General features: G+C 39.5%; 30 protein-coding genes. 18 read left to right on the top strand and 12 right to left on the bottom strand.

What is annotated here, in order from left to right; translation table 11 throughout:
- The first annotated feature begins 795 nt into the window (after window positions 1-795).
- The 7 genes from CXF89_RS04220 (at window position 796) to CXF89_RS04190 (ending at window position 6,873) form a co-directional block, all read left to right on the top strand.
- Complete coding sequence (locus CXF89_RS04220; protein WP_024590812.1) at window positions 796-1,566, top strand: DUF3450 domain-containing protein; 771 nt, start codon at window positions 796-798, stop codon at window positions 1,564-1,566.
- A 6-nt stretch (window positions 1,567-1,572) separates the two neighbouring features.
- Window positions 1,573-2,937, top strand: coding sequence for a MotA/TolQ/ExbB proton channel family protein (locus CXF89_RS04215; protein ID WP_007583865.1), 1,365 nt, complete (start codon window positions 1,573-1,575; stop codon window positions 2,935-2,937).
- Window positions 2,937-3,461: a MotA/TolQ/ExbB proton channel family protein gene (locus CXF89_RS04210; RefSeq protein ID WP_002961709.1), complete on the top strand. Its 525-nt coding sequence runs from the start codon at window positions 2,937-2,939 to the stop codon at window positions 3,459-3,461. The genes CXF89_RS04215 and CXF89_RS04210 overlap by 1 nt, the downstream gene beginning before the upstream one ends.
- Window positions 3,462-3,475: 14 nt before the next feature.
- The gene (locus CXF89_RS04205; RefSeq protein ID WP_007583867.1) at window positions 3,476-3,880 is read left to right on the top strand and encodes an ExbD/TolR family protein; all 405 of its coding nucleotides are present in this window, start codon (window positions 3,476-3,478) and stop codon (window positions 3,878-3,880) included.
- Complete coding sequence (locus tag CXF89_RS04200; protein WP_007583869.1) at window positions 3,880-4,497, top strand: energy transducer TonB; 618 nt, start codon at window positions 3,880-3,882, stop codon at window positions 4,495-4,497. Before CXF89_RS04205 ends, CXF89_RS04200 begins: the two co-directional genes overlap by 1 nt.
- 11 nt (window positions 4,498-4,508) lie before the next feature.
- The gene (locus CXF89_RS04195) at window positions 4,509-5,768 is read left to right on the top strand and encodes a tetratricopeptide repeat protein (protein ID WP_010553387.1); all 1,260 of its coding nucleotides are present in this window, start codon (window positions 4,509-4,511) and stop codon (window positions 5,766-5,768) included.
- A 61-nt stretch (window positions 5,769-5,829) separates the two neighbouring features.
- Window positions 5,830-6,873, top strand: a complete 1,044-nt coding sequence (locus tag CXF89_RS04190; RefSeq protein WP_121953900.1) for a hypothetical protein — start codon at window positions 5,830-5,832, stop codon at window positions 6,871-6,873.
- 16 nt (window positions 6,874-6,889) lie between these two features.
- On the opposite strand, the gene CXF89_RS04185 is transcribed toward CXF89_RS04190, so the two are convergent.
- Together CXF89_RS04185 and CXF89_RS04180 are read right to left on the bottom strand one after the other, a co-directional pair.
- Window positions 6,890-7,216: a TraR/DksA C4-type zinc finger protein gene (locus CXF89_RS04185; protein WP_024590816.1), complete on the bottom strand. Its 327-nt coding sequence runs from the start codon at window positions 7,214-7,216 to the stop codon at window positions 6,890-6,892.
- A 61-nt stretch (window positions 7,217-7,277) separates the two neighbouring features.
- Window positions 7,278-8,258, bottom strand: a complete 981-nt coding sequence (locus tag CXF89_RS04180; RefSeq protein ID WP_007583877.1) for a tRNA-dihydrouridine synthase — start codon at window positions 8,256-8,258, stop codon at window positions 7,278-7,280.
- 225 nt (window positions 8,259-8,483) lie between these two features.
- On the opposite strand from CXF89_RS04180, the gene CXF89_RS04175 reads away from it, so the two are divergent.
- The 11 genes from CXF89_RS04175 to CXF89_RS04130 all read left to right on the top strand — a co-directional run bounded on the left by CXF89_RS04175 (window position 8,484) and on the right by CXF89_RS04130 (window position 19,717).
- Window positions 8,484-9,017 (top strand): HvfA family oxazolone/thioamide-modified RiPP metallophore, encoded by a 534-nt coding sequence (locus tag CXF89_RS04175; protein ID WP_010553389.1) that lies wholly within the window; start codon window positions 8,484-8,486, stop codon window positions 9,015-9,017.
- Between the two features lie 67 nt (window positions 9,018-9,084).
- Window positions 9,085-9,942, top strand: a complete 858-nt coding sequence (locus CXF89_RS04170; RefSeq protein WP_121953899.1) for an HvfB family MNIO-type RiPP peptide maturase — start codon at window positions 9,085-9,087, stop codon at window positions 9,940-9,942.
- A 36-nt stretch (window positions 9,943-9,978) separates the two neighbouring features.
- Window positions 9,979-10,731: an HvfC family RiPP maturation protein gene (locus CXF89_RS04165; protein WP_121953898.1), complete on the top strand. Its 753-nt coding sequence runs from the start codon at window positions 9,979-9,981 to the stop codon at window positions 10,729-10,731.
- 72 nt (window positions 10,732-10,803) lie between these two features.
- Entirely contained in the window at window positions 10,804-10,926 is a 123-nt protein-coding gene (locus tag CXF89_RS21345) for a hypothetical protein (RefSeq protein ID WP_002962301.1), read from the top strand.
- A gap of 169 nt (window positions 10,927-11,095) precedes the next feature.
- Window positions 11,096-11,641, top strand: a complete 546-nt coding sequence (gene apt / locus CXF89_RS04160; protein ID WP_007584093.1) for an adenine phosphoribosyltransferase — start codon at window positions 11,096-11,098, stop codon at window positions 11,639-11,641.
- A 3-nt stretch (window positions 11,642-11,644) separates the two neighbouring features.
- Entirely contained in the window at window positions 11,645-14,170 is a 2,526-nt protein-coding gene (gene dnaX / locus CXF89_RS04155) for a DNA polymerase III subunit gamma/tau (RefSeq protein ID WP_121953897.1), read from the top strand.
- A 60-nt stretch (window positions 14,171-14,230) separates the two neighbouring features.
- The gene (locus CXF89_RS04150) at window positions 14,231-14,557 is read left to right on the top strand and encodes a YbaB/EbfC family nucleoid-associated protein (RefSeq protein WP_002962306.1); all 327 of its coding nucleotides are present in this window, start codon (window positions 14,231-14,233) and stop codon (window positions 14,555-14,557) included.
- Window positions 14,558-14,564: 7 nt separating this feature from the next.
- A complete protein-coding gene (gene recR, locus CXF89_RS04145; protein WP_008165968.1) occupies window positions 14,565-15,173 on the top strand; it encodes a recombination mediator RecR in 609 nt (202 codons plus the stop codon).
- Window positions 15,174-15,469: 296 nt separating this feature from the next.
- Entirely contained in the window at window positions 15,470-17,371 is a 1,902-nt protein-coding gene (locus tag CXF89_RS04140; protein WP_121953896.1) for an MFS transporter, read from the top strand.
- Window positions 17,372-17,375: 4 nt separating this feature from the next.
- Window positions 17,376-18,113, top strand: coding sequence for an RluA family pseudouridine synthase (locus CXF89_RS04135; RefSeq protein ID WP_121953895.1), 738 nt, complete (start codon window positions 17,376-17,378; stop codon window positions 18,111-18,113).
- 404 nt (window positions 18,114-18,517) lie between these two features.
- Window positions 18,518-19,717, top strand: coding sequence for a tyrosine-type recombinase/integrase (locus CXF89_RS04130; RefSeq protein WP_121953894.1), 1,200 nt, complete (start codon window positions 18,518-18,520; stop codon window positions 19,715-19,717).
- On the opposite strand, the gene CXF89_RS04125 is transcribed toward CXF89_RS04130, so the two are convergent.
- From CXF89_RS04125 to CXF89_RS04085, 10 genes are read right to left on the bottom strand one after another with little or no spacing between them, the layout of a single operon-like run.
- Window positions 19,698-19,901, bottom strand: coding sequence for a helix-turn-helix transcriptional regulator (locus CXF89_RS04125; protein WP_121953893.1), 204 nt, complete (start codon window positions 19,899-19,901; stop codon window positions 19,698-19,700). The genes CXF89_RS04130 and CXF89_RS04125 overlap by 20 nt on opposite strands.
- A complete protein-coding gene (locus tag CXF89_RS04120; RefSeq protein WP_121953892.1) occupies window positions 19,898-20,386 on the bottom strand; it encodes a hypothetical protein in 489 nt (162 codons plus the stop codon). Before CXF89_RS04120 ends, CXF89_RS04125 begins: the two co-directional genes overlap by 4 nt.
- The gene (locus tag CXF89_RS04115) at window positions 20,383-20,673 is read right to left on the bottom strand and encodes a hypothetical protein (RefSeq protein WP_121953891.1); all 291 of its coding nucleotides are present in this window, start codon (window positions 20,671-20,673) and stop codon (window positions 20,383-20,385) included. Before CXF89_RS04115 ends, CXF89_RS04120 begins: the two co-directional genes overlap by 4 nt.
- Window positions 20,670-20,822: a hypothetical protein gene (locus CXF89_RS21160; RefSeq protein WP_180961379.1), complete on the bottom strand. Its 153-nt coding sequence runs from the start codon at window positions 20,820-20,822 to the stop codon at window positions 20,670-20,672. The genes CXF89_RS04115 and CXF89_RS21160 overlap by 4 nt, the downstream gene beginning before the upstream one ends.
- A 7-nt stretch (window positions 20,823-20,829) precedes the next feature.
- Complete coding sequence (locus CXF89_RS04110) at window positions 20,830-21,246, bottom strand: hypothetical protein (RefSeq protein WP_121953890.1); 417 nt, start codon at window positions 21,244-21,246, stop codon at window positions 20,830-20,832.
- Entirely contained in the window at window positions 21,243-21,503 is a 261-nt protein-coding gene (locus CXF89_RS04105; protein WP_121953889.1) for a hypothetical protein, read from the bottom strand. Before CXF89_RS04105 ends, CXF89_RS04110 begins: the two co-directional genes overlap by 4 nt.
- Window positions 21,500-21,745: a hypothetical protein gene (locus tag CXF89_RS04100; RefSeq protein ID WP_121953888.1), complete on the bottom strand. Its 246-nt coding sequence runs from the start codon at window positions 21,743-21,745 to the stop codon at window positions 21,500-21,502. The genes CXF89_RS04105 and CXF89_RS04100 overlap by 4 nt, the downstream gene beginning before the upstream one ends.
- Window positions 21,745-22,377, bottom strand: a complete 633-nt coding sequence (locus CXF89_RS04095; protein ID WP_121953887.1) for an MT-A70 family methyltransferase — start codon at window positions 22,375-22,377, stop codon at window positions 21,745-21,747. Before CXF89_RS04095 ends, CXF89_RS04100 begins: the two co-directional genes overlap by 1 nt.
- A 15-nt stretch (window positions 22,378-22,392) precedes the next feature.
- Window positions 22,393-23,037, bottom strand: a complete 645-nt coding sequence (locus tag CXF89_RS04090; RefSeq protein WP_121953886.1) for a single-stranded DNA-binding protein — start codon at window positions 23,035-23,037, stop codon at window positions 22,393-22,395.
- Window positions 23,030-23,512 (bottom strand): HNH endonuclease signature motif containing protein, encoded by a 483-nt coding sequence (locus tag CXF89_RS04085; protein WP_121953885.1) that lies wholly within the window; start codon window positions 23,510-23,512, stop codon window positions 23,030-23,032. Before CXF89_RS04085 ends, CXF89_RS04090 begins: the two co-directional genes overlap by 8 nt.
- Window positions 23,513-23,524 lie beyond the last annotated feature (12 nt).

Raw genomic sequence — 23,524 nt, 5'->3', positions numbered from 1 at the left:
TGCAATCAGATTGAAGTTTTGTACTTTAACTATAAATGGGCAAGGGAACCTCTATAGACCTCTGATAGCTTATTATGGAAGCGTTAGGCATCATTTATAGTCCATTATTATTAAAGTTGAGCAGCTTTTTGTGATTAACTTTGTTACTAAATAAATTTAACTGTTAAATAGTATTAATGAGCACTCTAAAGCGGTAAATGTAACTCGTCTAATTATCGAAAGCTATTTGGCTATTTCAGGCCTTGCTAAAAGAAACTTATTATTACTATTTATGGGAAACACGTTTTATAAATGGCTTTAGGCATTGCGTGCATAAAGCAAGGTGGGCGGTATTGTAGATTATCCAGTGTTGTTTTTTTGTGCGACAAATGGTTTGTTTTTTCAGATGAAGTGTTATTGGGGAGATAAAATGTGCTGAAATCGTTTAAAAAATAACTTTTGTTATATCTATCTATATTTTTTTTTGTTTTTTTTCAGTGCGAATTCAGCTTTGGCTAAATGTTGCAATAATGTTGTTTTATGTCAGTACAATGCGAATAAATACACCCCTCAAAAGGCTTTAATCGAAATATTAAGCAAAAGCTTGGTTGCAATAATGTTAACAGTTGTGTGCTGGTACTTTTGTTTAAGCATTAACTTAGCTATTTATTTGCAGAGATTAGTAAACATCAAGTTGACAGCGCTAATTGCATTTAGCATTATTGGAAGGTTGATATCTATTAAAAGATATCAGGGTTGTTCTCTTCGGAGGATAATTAAATTATAAAAGTAACATTACTTAATTGGTTGGGAACTATGTCTGTTAAAATCAGAAAGAGTCTTGTAGCAACTGCGTTGGTTGGCGCATTTGCATTTGCAAGCAGCAATGTGATTGCAGATCCTTTGAATGACGTGCAAAAAGCAGGTCAACAAATTCAAAAGGCTGCGGTTAAGTCTCAAACTAAAATTGACAATGTATATGGTCAAACTCAGGAGCTAATCGCTGAGTACCGTAGCGTTGTTGATGAGACTGAACTTATGAAAGTGTATAACGATCACGTGTCGCGCTTGGTTGATAGCCAAAACGCGTCTATTGAATCGTTTGATCGTCAAATCGCTACGATTGATAACACGAAACAAAACGTTGTGCCTTTGATGTATCGCATGATCGATACGCTTGAGCAATTCATCAAAGCGGACGTTCCATTTAATCTAGAGACGCGTTTAGGACGTGTTGAAAGACTACGTGAAATCATGGTTTCTGCGTCTGTAACGACGTCTGAAAAATTCCGTCAAGTACTTGAAGCTTACACTATTGAAACAGCATACAGCTCACTTGTATCTGCTTCACAAGGTACACTAGAAGTTGATGGCAAAAGTATTAACGTTGATATCGGTCAGTTAGGTCGTATTACTTACGTTGCTCAGTCTTTTGACTTGAAACATGCTTGGGTGTGGGATAACAACACTAAACAGTGGAAAGAATTAGGTGAAGAATACCTAAAACCTGTTAAAGAAGTTATTCGTATGGCGCGTAAGCAAGCGACATTAGAACTTGTTAAACTACCTATCTTTGGCGCGGAGTAATCAATAATGAAGAAACTATTTAAAGGTTTTGCTGTTGCCGCAGTACTAACTGTTTCTGCAGGTACCGCGTTAAATGCACATGCAAATACTGGAGCTCTAGATAAAATACTTGAGCAAGTAAAGCAAGAGCGTATCTCTGAAGGTAAAATCGATAAGAAACGTGAACAAGAGTTCTTATCAGATCGTGCTGACAAGCAATCTTTACTTAATAAAGCTAAAAGCCAACTTGCTTCTGAGAAGTCTCGTGGTGAAAGCTTAACTAAGCAATATGCACAAAATGAAAACACGTTAGCTGAAAAAGAAGCTGCTCTTCAAAGTGCTCAAGGTACTTTGGGTGAGATGTTTGGTGTTGTACGTCGTGCAGCTCAAGACGCTATCGGTTCTATCGAAGCATCACTAGTTAGTGCTGAGAAACCTGGCCGTGCAGAAATCTTACGTTCATTAGCTGCTGCTAAAGAACTTCCAACTGTTCGTGAACTTGAAGAGCTTTGGATTTCACTTCAAACAGAAATGACTGAATCAGCTAAAGTTTCAACTTTTGAAACTGAAGTTGCTGGTCTTGACGGTAACCCGTCAATGAAGAAAGTAACGCGTATCGGTAACTTTAACTTAGTTACAGACGATGGTTACTTAATTTATTCACCAGAAACTAAGTCTATTCAGCCTCTAGGTAAACAGCCTGATAGCTATATCTTAGACGGTATCACTGATCTTGAAAATACATCACCAGATAACTACGCTGGTGTTTATATCGATCCGACTCGTGGTGCTATCTTACGTATCAACACTCAAAAAGCGACACTTATGGAATACTTCCATCAAGGTGGCGTAGTTGGTTATATCATTACAGCTTTACTAGCTTTAGGTATGCTAATTACTCTAATTCGCTTTGTTGACCTTACACTTACTACTAGTAAGATTAAGAGCCAGCTTAAAAATGTTGCTACACCGAATACAAATAACCCACTGGGTCGTATTCTTAAAGTGTACCATGACAACAAGAACCAAGATGTTGAAAACCTTGAGCTTAAACTTGATGAAGCGATTCTACGTGAAACGCCGCGCATCGAAGCTGGTATCAACATAATTAAGATTCTTGCTGCAATCGCACCATTACTAGGTCTACTAGGTACAGTAATCGGTATGATCTTAACGTTCCAAACAATCACATTGTTCGGTACGGGTGATCCGAAGATCATGGCAGGTAACATCTCTCTAGCACTTGTAACTACAGCGCTAGGTCTAATTGCTGCATTACCACTAATTCTACTTCATGCTCTTGTAGCTGGTCGTAGTAAGTCGGTATTACACATCCTTGATGAGCAAAGCGCGGGTATCGTTGCTACTCACGCGGAGAAGGAGAAAGCCTAATGCTAGTCCTGATGGAGATATGGGAATCTATCAGGGATTTTGTTGGCACAGGCGGCCAGGTTTTATACGTGGTCGCGATAGCACTCTTTCTGATGTGGGTTTTAATGATTGAGCGCTATTGGTTTCTACTTGCAGAGTTTCCTCGCACAGCGAAAGAAATTGTAGCAAAGTGGGATGCCCGCCAAGACACTACGTCTTGGTACGCACACAGAATCCGTGAAGCATGGATTTCTGAAGCGTCTGAAAAATTAGATCAGCGTATGTTGTTGATTAAGACATTAGTAGCTGTTTGTCCTTTAATAGGCTTACTTGGTACTGTTACTGGTATGATCTCGGTTTTTGAAACCATGGCCAACCAGGGTACGGGTAATGCACGCTTAATGGCATCAGGTATTTCAATGGCAACAATCCCAACAATGGCTGGAATGGTTGCGGCACTATCTGGAGTATTTTTTAGCTCACGTCTTGAGACAAAAGCTAAAATGGTGAAAGCCAAACTTATTGATAGTATGCCTCATCACTAGAGAGAGAATTAAATATGGCACGTAAACAACGTTTTCGTGAAGAAGAAGAAGCAGCGGTTGATATGACGCCAATGCTTGACATCGTATTTATCATGCTTATTTTCTTTATCGTAACTACATCGTTCGTTAAAGAGGCTGGTATCGAGGTCAATAAACCAAAAGCTGCCCAAGCTACTAAGCAAAAAAATGCTAACATTTTTATTGCTATTCGTAGTAACGGCGAAATCTGGGTTGATAAACAACAAATTGATGTTGAACGTATTTCAGCAAAAATCGAAAGTTTATTAGCAGAACAACCTACTGAAGTTGTGATTATACAAGCTGATAAAGAAGCTAAACACGGCACAGTGGTTAAAGTTATGGACCAGATTAAAGCGACGGGTGACAACCTTAGAATTTCAATAGCTGGAGATCAGTAATGATTCGTTTTCTGTTTTCACTGATTGCAGGTGGGGCAGTTACTTTCGGCTTGTTCTACTTCATGGCCTTCCTCATCTCTGGTGGGGCTGACCGTAATACGGAACAAAAAGAGCAGATCATAGTCGAAATAATGACGAATCCGCCTGAATCTAAGGTGCAGGAGAGGAAGCGTGTACCGCCTCCTCCTCCACCACCGCCAAAGCAGCCGCCTAAACCGCAGCCGCCACAGCCGGAAAATAATAATCCAAACCCTGGTGCTATGTCATTTAACATGGGTAGCATTGATGTTGGTAGTTCAGCTGGTGGACTAAGTGGTCCTGGTGCATTTGGACGAGATGGTGATGCGACACCTATCGTTCGTATAGAACCAAAATATCCAACGCAAGCAGCACGTGATGGCAAAGAAGGTTGGGTACAACTTTCATTCACAATTGATGAGTTAGGTGGAGTAACTGACGTTGAAGTAATTGACGCAGATCCAAAACGTATCTTTGACCGTGAAGCTAAACGAGCACTGCGTAAGTGGAAGTACCGTCCTAAGATCATTGACGGAAAACCACAGAAACAACCAGGTTTACAAGTTCAATTAGACTTTAAACTTAACCAAGGCAACTAAGGAGGCGAGTAATGAGAAATTTTTCTAAAGTAACTGCTCTTGCGATTCTTATGTCTGTGTCGGGTGCTACTTTAAGTGCATCTGTTTTAGCAGCGCCAGATTACGCAAAGATTGAAGAGCGTAAAAAAGCAAAAACTAAAATCATGGGCGAGCGTACTGGTAAAAAGGTAATTAAAGCATTTGACTTGTACAACGAAGAAAAAGTTGATGAAGCAATTGTTTTGCTTAGAGAGATTGAACCTTCGAATGACTTTGATAAAGCGACCGTAAATCGTTACTTAGGTAGCATGTACGCTCAAAAAGAAAAGTATGACGAAGCGATTAAGTACTCTAAGCAAGCAGTTGCCCCTGATGTTTTAAACTTTGCTGATCAAGAACAAACTCTAAAGCTGTTAGGTGATTTATACGCTGGCACAGAAAAGTATCAAGAAGCCAAAAAAGCTTATGTTACTTGGATGGATTTTACCGGTGAAGAAGATCCTACGGTTTACACGCGTATTGCCCAAGCTAACTATCAGTTAGAGCAATTTCGTGATGTTTTTGAACCAGCAGATAAGGCAATTAAACTTCAAAAAGAACCTAATAAAGGTCCTTACCAATTAAAACTGGGTGCATACTTTGAACTTAAAGATTATGCAAACATGGTTAAGATTGGCGAAGAGATTGTTCGTGTATGGCCTGATGATAAAAAAGCTTGGGTTAGCTTAGGTAAATATTACCTACAAACCGAAGACTATCAAAAAGGTTTAGCAACGATGGAAGTTGCTTACAAGAACGGTTACTTTGAAAATGAAGTTGAGTATAAAGTCTTATCTAACTTTTACTCTCTAAACGAGATCCCTTTTAGAGCAGCTGTAACGCTAGAAAAGGCCGTTAAGAGTGAAAAAGTAAAACGTACAAAGCAGAATGTTAGCGCGATTGCTAGTAACTATCATCGCTCTAAGGATCTAGAAAAAGCTGCTAAGTACTACGAAGAAGCTGCTAAATTTGATGACGACGCTGAACTTTACCGTAAAGCTGGTTCATTACTTTTACAATCTGAAAAATTCAGTGCTGCTGTTGTTCGTTTGAACAAAGCATTAGAGCTTGGCTCTGACAAAAAAGGTACTATTTATTCAGATTTAGCTGAAGCGTATTACTATCAAGGTAAGTATAAGCAAGCATATGCTGCAATTACTAAAGCTATGGATGACCCTCGCACACGTAAGTTTGCAAAAGGTTGGTCTACATATATTAAAGATAAAGCCGCTCGCAACGGTGTTAAAATTTAATTTTAATTAGCTAAAGCAACTTATAAAAAGCCCCTCTGGGGCTTTTTTTATTGGAACTACTATGTATAAAAAGCTCTCTTTTTCATTACTACTGTGCTTATTTTTAGCTGCATGTTCAAAGCAGCCTCAACCTTATGAGTCATTTGAAGACGCACAAGTTGCTTTAAAAACTTTAAACATGGCACTTGTACAACCAGACGCTAAAAAAATCGATAGGATTACTAAAGAGCAATTGGTCTTTTCTGATGCGTATTTAGTTAAACGTCATACTATTTATCAGAACCTAATGGGTATGGAGCTTAATCTCAATCAAATTGCACAAGTAAACTACTTGGTTATTGCAGAGCGCTTTCCTGAGCGCTATTTTAATTGGCCGGCTCAAGTAGACGTATTAAAAAACATGCTTGCTTTTGAGGGTTCAAAAAGTACGCCGGATAATATTATTACTTGGCTTAAGTTAACCCAAGATACGCTAGACAGTGCTAAACAAAGCAATTTAAAGCTGAATAAAATTGAGCTCACACTACTACAAAGCTATGTATTGATTGCGATAGGTAGTAATGACGTTCAACCAGCGCTTAAGAGTCATATAAGAGCTTTTAGCGATTATTTAGCTAGTTACAAGCCTAGAGGTAGTGTTGGTCTGAGAGGCCTGCCAAATGGGTCACAGTGGTATCAGAGCAAACTAAATTACTTTAGTGGCGAAGTACATTCACCGCTAGAGTGGGTTACTATTTTAAATGAAAATATAAAAGTATTAGATCGTGTTGCATTCGACAGTAAATTGTCTATTTCTCATAAAAAATCGTTTTTAGTGCAGTATCTATCGAATGAAAAATTAATTGAAGGGCTTGATTGGCAGGCTGATTATCAAGACTTACCTGCAATGGCGAGCAATATGAACATGTCTGATAAAGATAAAACATTGATGCTTGCAATGATGGAATCAGATATTGGCATTCATTACCATGCGTGGACTTTGCCACAGGCAAAGGTGAATCTTATGAAACGCTTAGAAATCACCCAAGAAGAGGCTCAATATTTAGTTGAAGATATAATACTCTACCCAGGGCAATCATTTAGCTTTATACAACAAATTATATAATGATTTGAAAGTGCGCTTATTGTGCGCACTTTGTACACCGTTGGGTTGCGGGATCTAGTTCAAGTGATTTGGCTGGTATTTTTTCTTCACAGTCGCAGCAGTAGCCATATTGCCCAATTTCTATTTGGCTGACCGCTGCTTCTAATTTAGTCATGCGACTGATCAAAAATGCATACTCAGGACCTAGCTTCTCTGCTGCACAGTCTAACCATTCATTGTTTGCTGTATTATCTAAAATTTGTATTAAATGCTGATGTGTAGGGTAGGCTGATTTAGAAAGCATAGTTAATATATTTAATTTAATTTGTGCTATTTCATCGTTTAGTCTTTTTTGATGATGCATTATCAGTACAACCTTATTAAATTGGCTTCACGTTATACTGATATTATCTAGAGGCTTTAGGTTAGCCGTTATGATTTGAATCAAGTTGCGGTGCTTTGGCGTATTTATTTAATACGCTTGCCACATCTTCTTTACTTTTTAAACGCCTGATTTCATCAAATAAATCGATCGCTTGCGGGTATTGGCGTTTAAGGTAACCTAGCCATTGCTTTGTACGAGAAGCAAAATACTTTTCATCTTTTGCAGGGTCTTGATGAATAGCAGAGTGGATTAAGTGATAAATAATATGCTCCCATTGAAGGCCATCATATTGTTCATTATTTACATGAGCTTTAATTTTTTTTGCTAAATCAGGGTGCGAAAGGGCGCCACGACCAAGCATCAAATCAGTACATCCACTTCGTTTTTGGCAAAGCATTGCGTCCTCAACTTGCCAAATTTCACCATTGGCAACAACGGCAATATTTTTATCTTTTATTATTGGTGGAATTTTTTCCCAATAAGCTGGCGGGTTATAACCATCACGTTTGGTTCTGGCGTGTATAGCTACACTATTTGCGCCTGCACTTACCACAGCATCAACAATTTCTTGGCTGTTACTGTCATCATCAAAGCCTAAGCGAATTTTTGCACTTACTTCATGTTTATCATCTACAGCATCTCGGACTGCTTTAATAATCGTATACATGTGGTCAGGATCTTTAAGCAGTACAGCACCCCCTCGACTACGATTAACGGTTTTTGCTGGGCAACCAAAGTTAAGGTCGACCCCATGAGATCCTAAAGCAATTGCTCTTACTGCATTTTCGGCTAACGGATTTGCTTCTTGGCCGAGTAATTGAACACGCACAGGAGTACCTGCTCGCGTAAATCCATTATTATGTAGTTCAGGGCAAAATCGATGAAAAACTTTATCAGGTAAGCATGTTTCAACCACTCTTACAAACTCGGTAACGCACAAATCGAACCCACCAATGTCTGTAAGTAATTGGCGCATTTTAAAATCAACGACACCTTCCATAGGTGCTAAAACAAGTTTCATAAAGTGATTAATTTTGATAAAAAACTGGACGCATAGTTTACCTGTAAATCACAAATTGATAAATCTGTAATTACCAACCATATTTAATGTAGAAACCGCAAAAGTAAATATTATGAAAATAAATGAAAGTTTTTATTCTTGTACAGGTCTACTTAAGCATACAAGCAATTTAAAATACATTTTTATTGCTGAGATTTACAATACTTGATTAAAGAGAGTCACAAAATGAATACAGTTAAAAAAAATACAATCGCGTTAACTTTAGGTGCAGTAGTTGTTGGCTCTGCAAGCTTTGTATCTGCAGATGTACAAGCCAACCCATTTGAGTTTCAACAATTAGTGACAGGTTACCAACTAGACGCTAAAGAAGGTAAGTGTGGTGAAGGTAAATGTGGCGGCGATGCAAAAGATGCAAAAGCTAAAACAGAAGGTAAGTGTGGCGAAGGTAAATGTGGCGGCGATGCAAAAGATGCAAAAGCTAAAACAGAAGGCAAGTGTGGCGAAGGTAAATGTGGCGGCGATGCAAAAGATGCAAAAGCTAAAACAGAAGGCAAGTGTGGCGAAGGTAAATGTGGCGGCGACGCAAAAGATGCAAAAGCTAAAACAGAAGGCAAGTGTGGTGAAGGTAAATGTGGCGGCGATGCAAAAGATGCAAAAGCTAAAACAGAAGGCAAATGTGGTGAAGGTAAATGCGGCGGCGATGCTAAAAAAACTAAAAAAGAAGGTAAGTGCGGCGAAGGTAAATGTGGCGGTCGTTAATATCTTATTCTAAATAAGTTATGCTAAAAGGGCCTTAAGGCCCTTTTTTGATAAGTTAGAGGTAGTTATGACACAAATCCAGAGTACAGATTTCGGGATGGTGGGCCTTGGCCTACGACGAGAAATGCTTGATGAACTGCTTGAACACGTACCTAATCAAGTAGATTTTTTGGAAGTTGCGCCAGAGAACTGGTTAAAACTAGGTGGGCGCTTTAAAAAGCAATTTAGAACATTAACAGATGCAAACAATTTTGTGTGTCATGGATTATCACTGTCTATCGGTTCACCCGAACCACTGGATGTTGAATTTGTTAAATCTTTAAAAGTTTTTTTTGAAGAGCACAATATAAAAATCTTTAGTGAGCACTTAAGTTACTGCTCTGGTACAGGCCATATGTATGACTTAATGCCTATTCCGTTTACACAAGATGCAATAGCACATGTTGTCCCTCGTATTAAACAAGTACAAGACATACTTGAGCAGCAAATTGCGATAGAAAATGTTTCCTATTATGGCGCTCCTGGACAGCAATTATCAGAGCTGGAATTTACAAATACCATTTTAGAGCAAGCAGACTGCAAGCTTTTACTGGATGTGAATAACATTTATGTGAATTCGATTAATCATGGCTATAACGCACAAGCGTTTTTAACTGGGTTACCCTCTAATCGTATTGCCTATGGGCACGTTGCAGGCCATTATAATGAGGCTGATGACTTAATAGTGGATACACATGGTGCTGATGTCATTGATCCTGTGTGGGATCTACTGGATAAAGCATATGAAGTGCATGGCGTATTTCCAACCTTGCTTGAGCGCGATTTTAATATCCCTACCATGAATATTTTAACCAAAGAGTTAGATATAATTCATGAGCTACAAGCTAAACACATTACTTCAACGGTTTCAAAACAACGAGCTTAATATAAGCCTTTATAAATATTAAAAGAGTGCCTGGTTATGAGCTTTATTGAAATACAAAACGAATTTATGGCGCATATTCGCGAGCCTAAAAAAAATAAAAAGCCCAGTGGTATCGAAGACAGACGTATGGCCATTTATCGCGACCTATTTTTTAATAACATTGAAGGTTTTATATCATCAGGTTTTCCGGTATTAAAAACCTTATATACAGACAAGCAATGGCTGGTCCTTGTACGCCAATTTTTTAGCGAATATGATTGTCATTCGCCGTACTTTTTAGATATAGCAGGGGAGTTTATTAATTACTTATCAAGTGATTATAAAATGAAAAGATACGATCCCGTGTTTATGCTAGAACTTGCACATTATGAGTGGGTAGAGCTAGATGTATCGATTGCACACGAAGATGAGCAAGAGCAAAAATTACAAACAACAGCGCTTACTAGTTCTGCTTTGTATTTATCGAAAACGGCAAGAAATTTAAGTTATCAATTTCCGGTTCAAAATATTAGCAATCGCTTTAAACCAAAAGAGCCATCACCTCAGCCTAATTATTTTGTTGTATATAGAGATGAAGATGGTGATGTTCAATTCCTGGCTACAAATGCGATGACTGCTTCATTACTATCAATTATTGAGGCAAGTGATGGAGCGACATTTGACGACGTTTGCCAACAGGTATTCGCTCATGCACCACAGTTTAATGCAGATCAAATTGCTCAAGGCGCATTGGTTACCCTTAATGCAATGGTTGAACGCGGTGTAATTGTGACAAAAAATCAAGATTAAGGTCTTTATTGATGATTTTACATCGTCTATTATGGCAGCCTTATTTGTCGTGCTTAATAAAAGGTTGTACCAATGTCAGATGATAAAGACTTTAAAGATCCGTTCAACGCTACTTATTTTCTTGCTTTCTTAGCTGTATTTGCAGGGATTGGTTGTTTAAATGCAATATTAGGCTGGATCACTAGCTTAACTTAAAATGCATAGCGTTTATTAAGGCTGTTGCTTACTTCAGCCTTGAACCACTTTATTTTAATTACCCCCCATAGTTAATACTTCTTTTATAGTAACGCCAAACTCGCAATTAAAGGTTAGTTAAGGTTATAATCACCTGCTTTGTAATATAAACAATTGAGCAGTTAAAATTATGACTCAAGTAACACCAGCAATTATCAAAAACAGCATAACTACAATTGCTGATTATCCAAAGCCGGGCATCATGTTTCGCGATGTAACCACTTTAATGGCAAATCCAGAAGCCTTTAAAGCAACTATTGACGCGTTTATCGCAGAATATAAAGATCAGGGTTTTACTAAAATAATCGGCACAGAATCACGTGGCTTTATTTTTGGTGCGCCACTGTCTTACGCATTAGGCATTCCGTTTATTCCAGTTCGCAAACCAGGTAAGTTACCACGCGAAGTTATTCGTCAAGATTACTTACTTGAGTACGGTGAAGACACGCTAGAGCTGCATGTTGATGCAATTGTACCTGGCGATAAAGTATTATTAGTTGATGACTTATTAGCAACTGGCGGCACAATTGAAGCCACCGCTAAATTAGTTCATAAACTAGGTGGCGAAGCCACAGATGCTGCATTTGTTGTATCACTACCAGAGCTTGGTGGTGAGCAGCGCATCAAAAAAATGGGTATTAAAATCCTAAAATTGGTTGAATTCGAAGGCGAGTAATCGATGAGTTATCAGGTTCTAGCGAGAAAATGGCGTCCTCAAACCTTTCATGAATTGGTTGGGCAGTCTCATGTTAAGCAAGCGCTTGTAAATGCGCTTACACAAAATAGACTGCATCACGCTTATTTATTCACTGGAACCCGCGGTGTAGGTAAAACCACTATTGCGCGTATTTTTGCTAAAAGCTTAAATTGCGACGAAGGTATATCTGCCAATCCGTGTGGCCAATGTAGCAGCTGTTTAGATATAGAAGCAGGGCGCTACATTGACTTACTCGAAATAGATGCGGCTTCTCGTACAAAAGTAGAAGACACCCGCGAAATACTCGATAACGTTCAATATGCACCAACACGTGGACGTTATAAAGTATACCTAATCGATGAAGTTCACATGCTTTCTAAGCACAGCTTTAATGCGCTTTTAAAAACGCTTGAAGAGCCACCAGAGCATGTGAAATTTTTATTGGCGACGACCGATCCTCAAAAACTACCAGTTACTATTTTATCTCGCTGTTTACAATTTAACTTGAATGCCTTGTCGCAAAGTGAAATTAAAACACAGCTTGAACACGTACTTACTCAAGAGCAGCTTAGCTTTGATACCGACGCACTTAGCATTATTTCAAAAGCCGCTGATGGCAGTATGCGTGATGCGCTTAGCTTAACCGACCAAGCTATCGCACAAACAAATGGTGATATTAATAATCAAGCAGTACAAACAATGCTTGGTTTAATGGATACTCATTATAGCCAAAGCTTGCTTGCAGCATTACTTGCACAAGATGGCGCTGCGCTAATGGATGAGATTGCGCAGGTGGCAAGTCGTAATCCTAATTATGTGGCATTGCTTGATGATTTAATTGCACTTACGCATTTGACTCAACTAACCCAGTTAGTGCCAGAAGCGGCAGGGCTAGATGAAAAAAATGTAGATTATATTGCTCATGTTGCACAACATACGAGCCCACAACAAATTCAAATTTATTATCAGTTACTGTTAAATGGTAAAAAAGATTTACAATGGGCACCAGAGCCTCGCTTAGGTTTTGAAATGATAATGCTAAGATTATTAGCATTTAATCCTACAGACGCTCAACAAACTGTACACACAGTAAACGAAGAGCCGGCCCCAAATAAACAAGGCCGTGCAAATGCACTGCGAGATATATTAAATAAAAATAAAACATCGCAAAACACTGTAGCTAGCCAAAGTAGTGTCCCTGTAAATAATACTAAGCCAGTTAGCAATACAGAGCAGCCTAAATCCCTTGAGATAGAGCCTTTACCAAATGTTGCTGCTCAGACATCGAATAATGACGTCGTACAAAGTAATAATGAGCCTGCCCAAGTTGCAGTAGAGCAACCGGTTCAACAAAGTGAAAACGCTTTTGAACAACAGGCTTCAGCTAATGAACAACCACAAACCAATGTTGTTTCGGATGCTCAAGCCCAGCGCCAAAGTGAAGATGAAGCTTACATGCAACATAGTGATGCTGAGCAAACGTTAGCTTCGCAGTTTGACGATATAATGAGTAGCGCTGTAGATCAGGGTTTTAAACCTGCATCTACTGCAAACTCAGAGTTTTCACCAGAGCCCTTAACAAATCACAATGCAAGTACGCCAATAGCTGAACAAGAAGCGCAGGCGCAATCTGCCATTGCTCGTATTTTACGTGACAGAAACATATCGGGTGCGGGTAGGTTATCAGGCAAGAGTACAAGTACATCTGCAAATAATGTAGCAGTGCAGCCAAGCCAAGCGCCTGCTAAAAAGCCAGAACAGCATCCAAGAATGCCTCAAGCCCAAAGTGTTCATCAAGGTAGTGCAGATATAAGTGCAAGTGAGCTTAATAGCCCTTCAAGTACTGCGTCTGGCGATATCCCTCCTTGGGCAACTGATAGCGAAGGTGAGAGTGAAAAAAAGCATGAGCTCCCAGTAACAGGGGGCCAAACTCAGGCACATAATCACTCCAACATAAAGCCAACTAGTAAGATTGATTTTAAAGCAAAGCACCAAACAATTACTGAAAATCTTGCGCCAGAATTACTTGAGCAAATAAACCCTCAAAAAGCGCCTGAAATAGTGCCAGAGGAAGTAAGTATTCCTGCCCCTGATGATTTTCAAAGCCCAATTAGTGAAATTAGATTTGCACATCAACAAGATGAATGGGCTTATTTAATTAAACGTATGGGACTTGGTGGTCGTATGCGCCAATTTGCATTGCATTCAATATTTACCAAGCAAGGCAACAGTTTACATATAGACGTTGATGAATCACAAAAGCATTTAGATACACCGATGCTTCGCCAAAGATTAGATGCCGCATTGTCGAGTATTTATGAGCATAACGTGTCGTTAAGTATTAATTTTGCTAAGGGAGTTATTGACTCTCCTTATCTTATTCAGCAAAAAATTGATGCAGGTCGTCATCAACAAGCAATCGATGTGATCACATCTGATGAAAACATAGTACAATTTCAGCAAGTATTTAGCGCCGAAATTGACGAAAACAGTATTCAGGCATTGTAATTACTTACAATCGCCCTTATGTTCATGTTAATTAATGTATTAAAAGAAAGAGAGAAAGTTATGTTTAAAGGTGGAATGGGCAACATGATGAAGCAAGCGCAGCAAATGCAAGATCGCATGCAAAAAGCCCAAGACGAAATAGCAACATTAGAAGTTGTTGGCGAAGCCGGTGCCGGTTTAGTTAAAGTAACTATGCTTGGTAACCACAATGTACGTCGTGTTCAGCTTGATGAAAGCTTGATGGAAGACGACAAAGACATGATTGAAGACTTACTTGCAGCAGCATGTAACGATGCTGTACGCCGTGTTGCAGAAGAAACACAAGAGCGCATGGGTAAAGTGACTGGCGGTATGCAATTACCACCAGGTATGAAAATGCCGTTTTAAGTAAATAATGCAACTTTCAGATAGTTTAAATCAGCTTATAGAAGCACTGCGCTGTCAACCGGGCATTGGTCCAAAGTCAGCGCAACGTATTGCTTTTCACTTGCTTGAGCGCGACCGAAAGGGAGGCACTCAGCTGGGCAATGCATTGACTAAAGCAATGACAGCCATAGGGCATTGTCAGTCTTGTCGCACCTTTTGCGAACAAGCTCAGTGCGATATTTGTTTAAGTACAAAACGCCAAGACAGCGGCATATTATGTGTTGTTGAATCGCCTACTGATGTGCTTGCCATTGAGCAAACAGGTCAGTATTTAGGGCTATACTTTGTTTTAATGGGTCATTTATCGCCAATTGACGGTATCGGCCCTAAAGAAATTGGCTTAGACGTTTTAGAGCAAAAACTTGCTCAAGGCGGTATTAATGAGGTTATTTTAGCGACTAACCCTACCGTTGAAGGCGATACTACAGCTCATTATATTGCTCAGCTTTGTCATAAATATAAAGTAGGTGCTTCGCGTATTGCTCACGGTATTCCTGTGGGGGGCGAGCTTGATTTAGTAGATGGTAGAACGCTTATGCATGCTTTTAGCGGCAGGCGTTTAGTTACACAAGACTAACTCTAAGTTACTATTTGAAAAGATATTATAAAGGCCTGCATGATTAAATCATGTAGGCTTTTTTGTTTTTAAGGTAAGCTTAGAAACAATCAAATACCAATCCGCAATAATACTTAATCATTTTGCGGGGCTAAACGTGTCGCTACCTGCGTTAAAAAATTCTCATTTAGAACAACTAAATAGCGAATTTTTTGCCTAGCTATCAACACGTTTTTTCGCCCTCAAAATAGATCATTTAATTAAACAAATTGATATAATATATTTTTGGGCTATGTCTCTAATTAGTAAGGAATACAATGAAAGATAATCAACCCTACCAAGGTACATTACTGGGTAGTAAGCGTTTTTTACCGCTTTTTATTACGCAGTTTTTCTCAGCGATAAACGATAACGTGTATAAGCAATCAGTGCTTATTTTATTGATATTCCAGGCTGCAACGCTTGCTGATGGCGCACTTTATTCAAATATTGCTGCTGGGTTATTTATCCTACCTTTCTTTTTATTTTCAGGGATGGCGGGGCAGCTAGCTGAAAAAACAGAAAAATCCAAACTAATCAGAATCGTAAAGCTATGTGAAATCCCTATTATGGTTGTAGGGGCTGTCTCTATTTTAACGCAGTATGTTTGGCTGATGTTAGCCACCGTATTTTTAATGGGCGTACAAAGTACGTTTTTTGGTCCATTAAAATACTCTATTTTACCGCAGCACGTAGCCCCTAACGAATTAACAAAAGCGAATGGCTTGGTTGAATCAGGCACATTTGTAGCAATATTAATTGGTACAATTTTTGGCACCTATTATATTACTCAATCAGTAGGGCCTACGCTTATAAGTATTGCCGTATTAGTACTGGCTGTTATGGGTTATGTGAGCAGTCGCTTTATACCCATTAGTGAGGCAAACGAGCCTAACTTAAAATTTACCTATAATATATTTTCATCCACGAAAAACGTATTTTCAGCACTTAATTCGCAAACAGAATCGGTTGGTAAATCAGTCCTCGGGATCAGTTGGTTTTGGTTAATTGGCGCAATTATTTTAACGTCCCTACCAAATTATGTAAAACACACAATGGGCGGCGATGAACTGGTTGTAACTAGCGCGCTAGTTGTGTTTTCACTAAGTATTGCTATTGGTTCGTTATTATGTGAAAAGCTTTCTCGCTCTCGAATAGAATTAGGAATTGTGCCTTTTGGCGCTATTTTAATTACCTTGTTTTTATACTTACTGAGCCAAGAGAGCGCTATTAGCTCTTATTTACCTCAAAACCTTGAATTATTGACGCTTGAGCAGTTATTAAAAACAGGCGACATGTTGTGGCATTTTGTATGGATGGCAGGCATTGGTATTGGCTCTGGTTTTTACACTGTACCGCTGTATGCGCTTATTCAACAGCGTACTGAAGAGTCGAGTCGCTCACGAGTTATAGCGGCTAACAATGTATTAAATGCACTGTTTATGGTGGGCAGTGCTGTTTTAAGTATTGTAACACTGTCTGTTTTTCAGTGGAGTATTTCAGAGTTGCTACTGTTACTTGCTGGGCTAAACTTGCTTATATCTGTTTATATTTATACCAAAGTACCAGAGTTCTTTTTACGATTTATTATATATATTTTAGCTATTTGTATGTACAGAGTGCGTACAAAAGGTGAAAGTAATATTCCAGATGAAGGCGCTGCCGTTATAGTGTGTAATCACGTGAGCTTTGTCGATTGGATGTTTATTTTAGCAGCATCACCAAGGCCTATCCGATTTATGGTATTTGCCCCTATTTATTATTCGCCAGCCCTACATTGGTTATTTAAAATGGCCAAAGCTATTCCCATTAACAGTGAAAAAACCAATCCAGAAGCGTTTAAAAAAGCGTTTGACGAAGTGGCTGCTGCGCTTAATAAAGGCGAACTTGTTGGTATTTTCCCTGAAGGAAAACTAACCAGTGACGGCTCTATCGATATTTTTCGCCGTGGAATCGAGCGCATTATTGAGCGCTCACCTGTGCCCGTTATTCCTGTGCATTTAGGGGGCTTGTGGGGAAGTATGTTTAGCCGAAAAGCTAAGTGGCAACTACCACGATTAAAATGGTCTTTGGTGTCGGTTGCAGTAGGTACCCCGATTGCTGCTGACAAAGTAGTAGCAGACGATTTACGTGAGCAAGTATTGGCTTTAAAAGCGCTTCATTCAAAAGATATTGACTAATTTAATGATTAACTTAATAGATAACTCAACATCGCATACACCTTCAGCACCACACATGATTGTTGATGACTTTGTAGCGCCTAAATGCGACGGGTTTATTGAAATATTATATCAAGATGACGATATTTTATTGATCAATAAACCCAGTGGGTTATTAAGTTTGTCTGGTAAAAACCCCCTTAACTGGGACTCAGTACATTACCGTTTAGTACATGGTCAAAAAGAGTTAACAGCCGCATTTGCTGAGGCAAAGTTACCGCATCGATTAGATTTGGGTACATCGGGCATTATGATTGTTGGATTAAACGCCAAAGCATCAAAGCATCTTAATAAACAGTTTCAGGCGCGTACTATCCAAAAGCGTTATGTAGCCATGTTAGAGGGTAGCTTAGCTGTTGATGAGGGGGAAATTACTGCACCAATAGCAAAAGATAAACTGCTTTTTCCGCGAGTTAAAATTTGCCAAACGACGGGCAAAGTAGCGGTGAGTGAATACAGTGTGCTTGAGCGGCTTAAACAACCGTGCAGAACCTTAGTGCAATTTACGCCCGTTACCGGACGTACCCATCAATTACGAATACACAGCCAGTTTATAGGGCACCCAATTTTAGGCTGTGATTTATATAAAAGTGCGCAAAGTGAGTACATGGCAGGACGCTTACAATTACATGCCAGCGATTTATATTTTGAACATCCAACAACAGGTGAAAAGATTCATATTAATTGTCCGCACCCATTTTAGATAAACGAGATATTCTATTTTTTCGTTTTACCTTTTTTTGATTTTTCCCTTGAAGTTCTAACACCTCACCCCATATTAAGTGCATAACGCAGACACTTTGCAAATTGGAGATATATAAATGACTGCAGCACAAAAAGAAACATTAGGCTTTCAAACAGAAGTAAAACAATTATTAAACTTAATGATTCATTGCCTTTAGTCATATTCCGCTATATATTTTTATCCTCCCATAACGCCCTTTATCATCTAAAAAACAACAACTTACACCGCTTTTAATACCCCCTATCTACCGTTAACAACCTTTGTAAGCCGCTATTATTGGTGACTTTTGTGTCCTAAGTTGTGTACCATTTTAAAGTTGACCCTTTTTTTGGTCACATTTGGTACTCAGAGTCGGAGCCTCAATGAACATAACAGCAGCTAAACTAAAGAGCTTAAACGGTAAAGAGTATACCGGTAAGCCTGAAATAACAGACGGCGATAACCTATCGCTTAGGATCTCCCCAAGGGGAAAGATCTCATTTCAAATACGCTATCGAATTAACGGTAAGCAAGTTAGGTATAAATTAGGCACCTACCCAGCAATGACACTTGCACAAGCGCGCGAAGAATGCGCAGCGCAAATGTCGCTAGTAGATAAAAATTTAGATCCTAGAAACATGGTGGCAATAAAATCGGTTGAAGCTGAATTTATCGAAAACCCAACTATTTACAATTGCTTTGATTATTGGTTTAAAAACTATTGCCTACCTAAGCGAGATAACCCGGAAGGTATAAGCACAAGAATAAGATCATGTATAAATGACACTTGGGGCAATCAATATGTATCACTAATGGATAAAACGCATTTTACAGCGTTCTTTAAGTCGATGAGTGATGTATCAATTGAAAAGGGCAGAGGTAAGGGCTTTGCTTTTACTGCGATTATTGAGATTAGATCGATATTTCGTTTTTGCATTCGTCAGGGCTTTATTAATAACTCGCAATTTGAAGCATTAAGGCCAAGCGACTTCGCTAGCGATTATGCTTCGCGTGAGCACTTTTTATCACTTAAAGAGTGTCAATTAATTTGGTCAAACATAGATTTACTAAATATAACTGATAGAAACAAAGTTCTTTTACGTTGTGCAATGGTGTTTGGTTGTCGTATAAGCGAGCTATGCAGCGCGAAAAAAACAGACTTTGATTTAGATAATAAACTTTTCACTACACAAAGAGAAAACACCAAAGGGGCTTTGCACTCTATTATTAGGCCCATACCGGATGATCTTATTAAAGACCTGGAATATTTAAAAGCTCAATCGCCGGCGTTCGTTTATATGTTTCCTAACCGTGATGGGGATCATCCCGCTAGCGGCTCAAGCGTGAGCCAAATATCTAAGCCTTGTTACGAGTCTATTGAAGGTGTTGCGCCGTTCAGAATGCACGATTTAAGGCGAACTATATCAACACACTTAACTGATGCGGGATGCCCTTTGCAGTTCACTGAGAAACTACTAGGGCATAAGATGAAAGGGGTATTGGCGATATATAACAAATCGCCAATGTTAGAAGGTTTAACGGAGTGGGTTAACCGTTGGGTTGTCATGCTGAAAGGCGGGTAGTTTGATCTCTAAGCGCTTGGCAATGCTGCTCAACTATTTTAGTGTCCCAGCGCTTAGGCTTTCCAATGATTGTTGCCGGCGGGAATTTACCGTCTTTTTCCCATTCTAAAATAGTTTTAGATTTAACACCGAACAGCGCGGCTACGTCTTTTGTTGCTAGGTACTGGCTTGTTGGTAAACTCATAAATTATTCTCCCATACTGCGTAGACACCTTCAATGTGAGGGTGAGTAATAGCTGCTGACGATTTGATTAACTCATTTTTAAAGCCTTCTGCGCTCATATTCTTGATTGTAATTAATCTCTCTGGACTGATTACAACAGGGCAAACTAATGAATCTAAATAGTCCTCGCCATCACCTCTATATAGCCAGCATTCTTCCTCATTAAACCGCTTAAATTTAAGTATTTTTAATTCGTCCCTTTCTTTCTCAACTTTTCGGTAGGAATACCCTATATCTTTTATTTTTTCTTTTAAATTTTCATTTTGAGAAATTAGTGATTGAATTTTTTTTACTGCTTCGTTTGCCAGCTCGAATATGTCAAATTCTGCACTGCCTTCTCTGCCTTGCCCATCTTCGCCTAGAACTTCTATAACTCCTGTTTCTATTTGTTCTGGCTCTGATACCGCAAGTTCGCTCAATGCCCATATTAAAATTTCAGTTTTCATAAATCACCTCTTTCATAATTTTTTAAACGTTTGCTTTCTTTGCTGGCAACTTCAATGCGCGGCTTTAATAGCGCTTTGTTTGCTTTGCCTATAATGCTATCTGTTAGATCAAGGCCTTTAAATACATTGGTTTTGTTGTGTTCTTCTTTAATTATTTGATTGCGCTCAAAGTCGCGCACTTCACTTACTTCATCAAAGTGTTCTTCACAAGAAAAAGCGCCTCGATATTCGTATGCTTCACTTGCTCTTAGCTTAGCCTTACATTTTTTGCATGTGTAATTGCTCATAAATCACCTATTGACTGAAAGTCATCATAAGAATCACCGCCATGTTGAACCTCCCTTTCCATACATTCCTCACAAACAAAGTCATCCATCGCATCAATAAAATCTGCTTCCTTTTCGCAGTGGATATAAGCGCACGTTTCAGTTTTCATAAATCACCTATGCTAATTTTTTATCAAAGTCGGGGTTCATAGCTCTATAACAAGCCGACTTCATACAGCCTTTGGCATTGTTGAGGGCCTTGTTTAATTCTTCGCGTGTATCCGGTATGCGACACTCAAAATTGCTACGCTCAACACCGTTGAAAAAGTCCCACTGAAAACGTGGTTCATCTGCGCTTACATCATTAGCGTAAATAGTAACGCGGTAACCTACGCTTTTTTCTGGTACACAGTGCGCCGCATCTGCTAATAGGTCAGCCAAGTAGTCTTTATGCGATACGTTAGGCTTACCGCTTTGAAGTAGAGCCCAGGCGAATGAATAAACGTATTCGTTTAAATCCATTTCACCGCCTTTTTGCTCTTTTAATTTAAAGCCATGCTGTAGGGCTAGGGCTTTGATTTTTGCATTGTTCATTGGGCCTCCTTATTCAAGCCTTTGAAAAAAGAATCCGTCTGTCTTAAAGCATCCTCTGTGGCAAAATCATAATGCCTTTGCGCTGCTGGCTCGTAGTTAGGATTAGCGCATATCCCAGCTAAGATGTGCATAGCTACAGTTTCGTGCTTAGTTAAACCGCTAAGCGTTCGATCGCCTTTGTGTTCATCTGTTGACAGACATTCATTTTCATTCATGGCAATGGGTTGTGGCATTGCTGGCGCATTTTCATTTTTCATGGGTTCACCTTTGTATCTTTCTCTACTCTAATTTTATGCTCACACTTTGCATTGCCATGAGCGCCGCAACCGCCGCCAACTTTTGATTTACCACATATAGCGCCGTACTTGCCAACTCGACCTAAAGCGCCATCAACTTTGCATTGATATATAACCTTGCTTCTTTTATTCATGCTCAATAACTCCGACTTAGGGATTAGCGCATACCAGGTATGCGCTCTGCGTTTAACTTGCGGTTTCATTAGGCTGCCTTTGCCTTTTTATTTAACTTGCCCACTTCATTACCCCAAACAGCCCAGCCTTTAACGCGCTTGCGAGAAAATAACTCTACGCGAGGCACATCGCCGGCCAAATCAACACACGCTTCTCTAAACTCGTTTGGCTTCTCGCTATGCTGTCCGATAGGGTAAGCGCCGGAAAATACGCCACGGCCTAATATTTCGTCTAGGCTTTCGGTGTCATAATTACCTACTGCACGCACTGAACGGCTTGCTACTTTCGGCTTGCCCTTAACTGCGATAATTGCCGACTCGCTACCGGCGCGAGTCCAAAAGCCCATACCAAAAAACGGGTTGTTATTTACAGTTAGCTTGTTCCATACAAAGCCATTCATATTTTTAAGCGTAAAGCCCCATGCCTTAACAACGTCCAGGGCTTCTTGTGGCATTGAACCTACGTACCACATAACCAATATGCAATCGTCTGCCGCAATATCATCAATAGGCATAGCTTTTAGCTCGTCTACGCTCATTGTTGATTTGTATTGGTGCTTTGCACCGCTTGTCATTGTTCCACCGGTTTTTGCATTGCTAAATTGCCAAGCTGGATCAGCATAAATAAGGTTGAATTTTTTGCCTTTAAATTGTTCAAACATAGGGCTCTCCTTGAATTAGAACGGAATATCGTCGTCATCAAAGTTAGCACCTGGACCCATAGGGTTAGATGCGCCGCCTTGTTGACCGCCGCTCATGTATTGGCTATTGCTAACACCTTGATTCTGTTTTGGGGCAAAACCACCTCCTTGCTGTTGGCCTTGGCTATTTTGGCGCTGCGCTTGTCCGTTGCCTTGGTAATTATTATTACTATTGTTGTAAGAATTATTGCCTTGCGCCTGGCCTTGGTTATTGCCTTGTGCCTGGCTGTTTTGCTGCCCTTGGTAATTATTATTACCTTGGTTGCCCTGATGTTGATTATCTTGTCGCGAATCGAGCATTTGCATATTTTCTACTACAAACTCTGGCGTATAACGATCTGCGCCGCTTTGGTCTTGCCATTTTCTGGTTCTGAATTTTGCTGTAACAAAAATCTGTGAGCCTTTGCGCAGGTATTCGCCCATTATTTCGGCTAGCTTGCCGAACGCAACAAGATTTACCCATTCGGTATTTTCCTTTTGCTGGCCTGTGTTTTTATCTTTCCATTTGCTGCCAACAGCAATAGAAAATGATGCCGCAGCCTGCCCTGATTGGGTGTAGCGAATTTCAGGATCTTTACCTAATCTTCCGATAAAGTTAGCTTGATTTAGATCGTTAGCCATTTACATGTCTCCAAGTTTCATTTCTTAAAATTGAACCGATTGCAGGCTGGGTTACGCCGTAATGCTCGGCAAGTTCATATTGATTTTTTGATCCGCTTTTGTACTCGCTTCTTATTGCCAAAACCTTTTCTTCGTTTAGTTTTGACATTCCGTTGCGCGAGCCTTTTGCAGCATATTTTTTATCTTTTTGCCTATTTTTTATAAGCATATCTATAGAGTTAGATTTAGTAGTGCCAAGCATTAAGTGACTTGGATTACAGCAACTAGGGTTGTCGCATGTGTGACAGACAATAAAGCCTTCTGGTATAGGGCCGTTAGTAAGCTCAAAAGAAACCCTATGCGCTAGCAAATACTGCTTATTAGCTCTAAGGTTGCCGTAACCTTTTGGTTTTTTAGCTCCTAACCAATTCCAACACTCTTTAGCTGTATCTTTAATATCAACTTTTGACCAAAAGGCTTCTTTGTCTATATCCATGATTGACTCCTT

The organism is Pseudoalteromonas sp. MelDa3, assembly GCF_002863625.1.
In the GTDB taxonomy this organism is placed as follows: Bacteria; Pseudomonadota; Gammaproteobacteria; order Enterobacterales; family Alteromonadaceae; genus Pseudoalteromonas; species Pseudoalteromonas arctica.
Note: the sequence above shows the minus strand (reverse complement) of the source record. Positions and strands in the feature narration are given on the sequence as shown.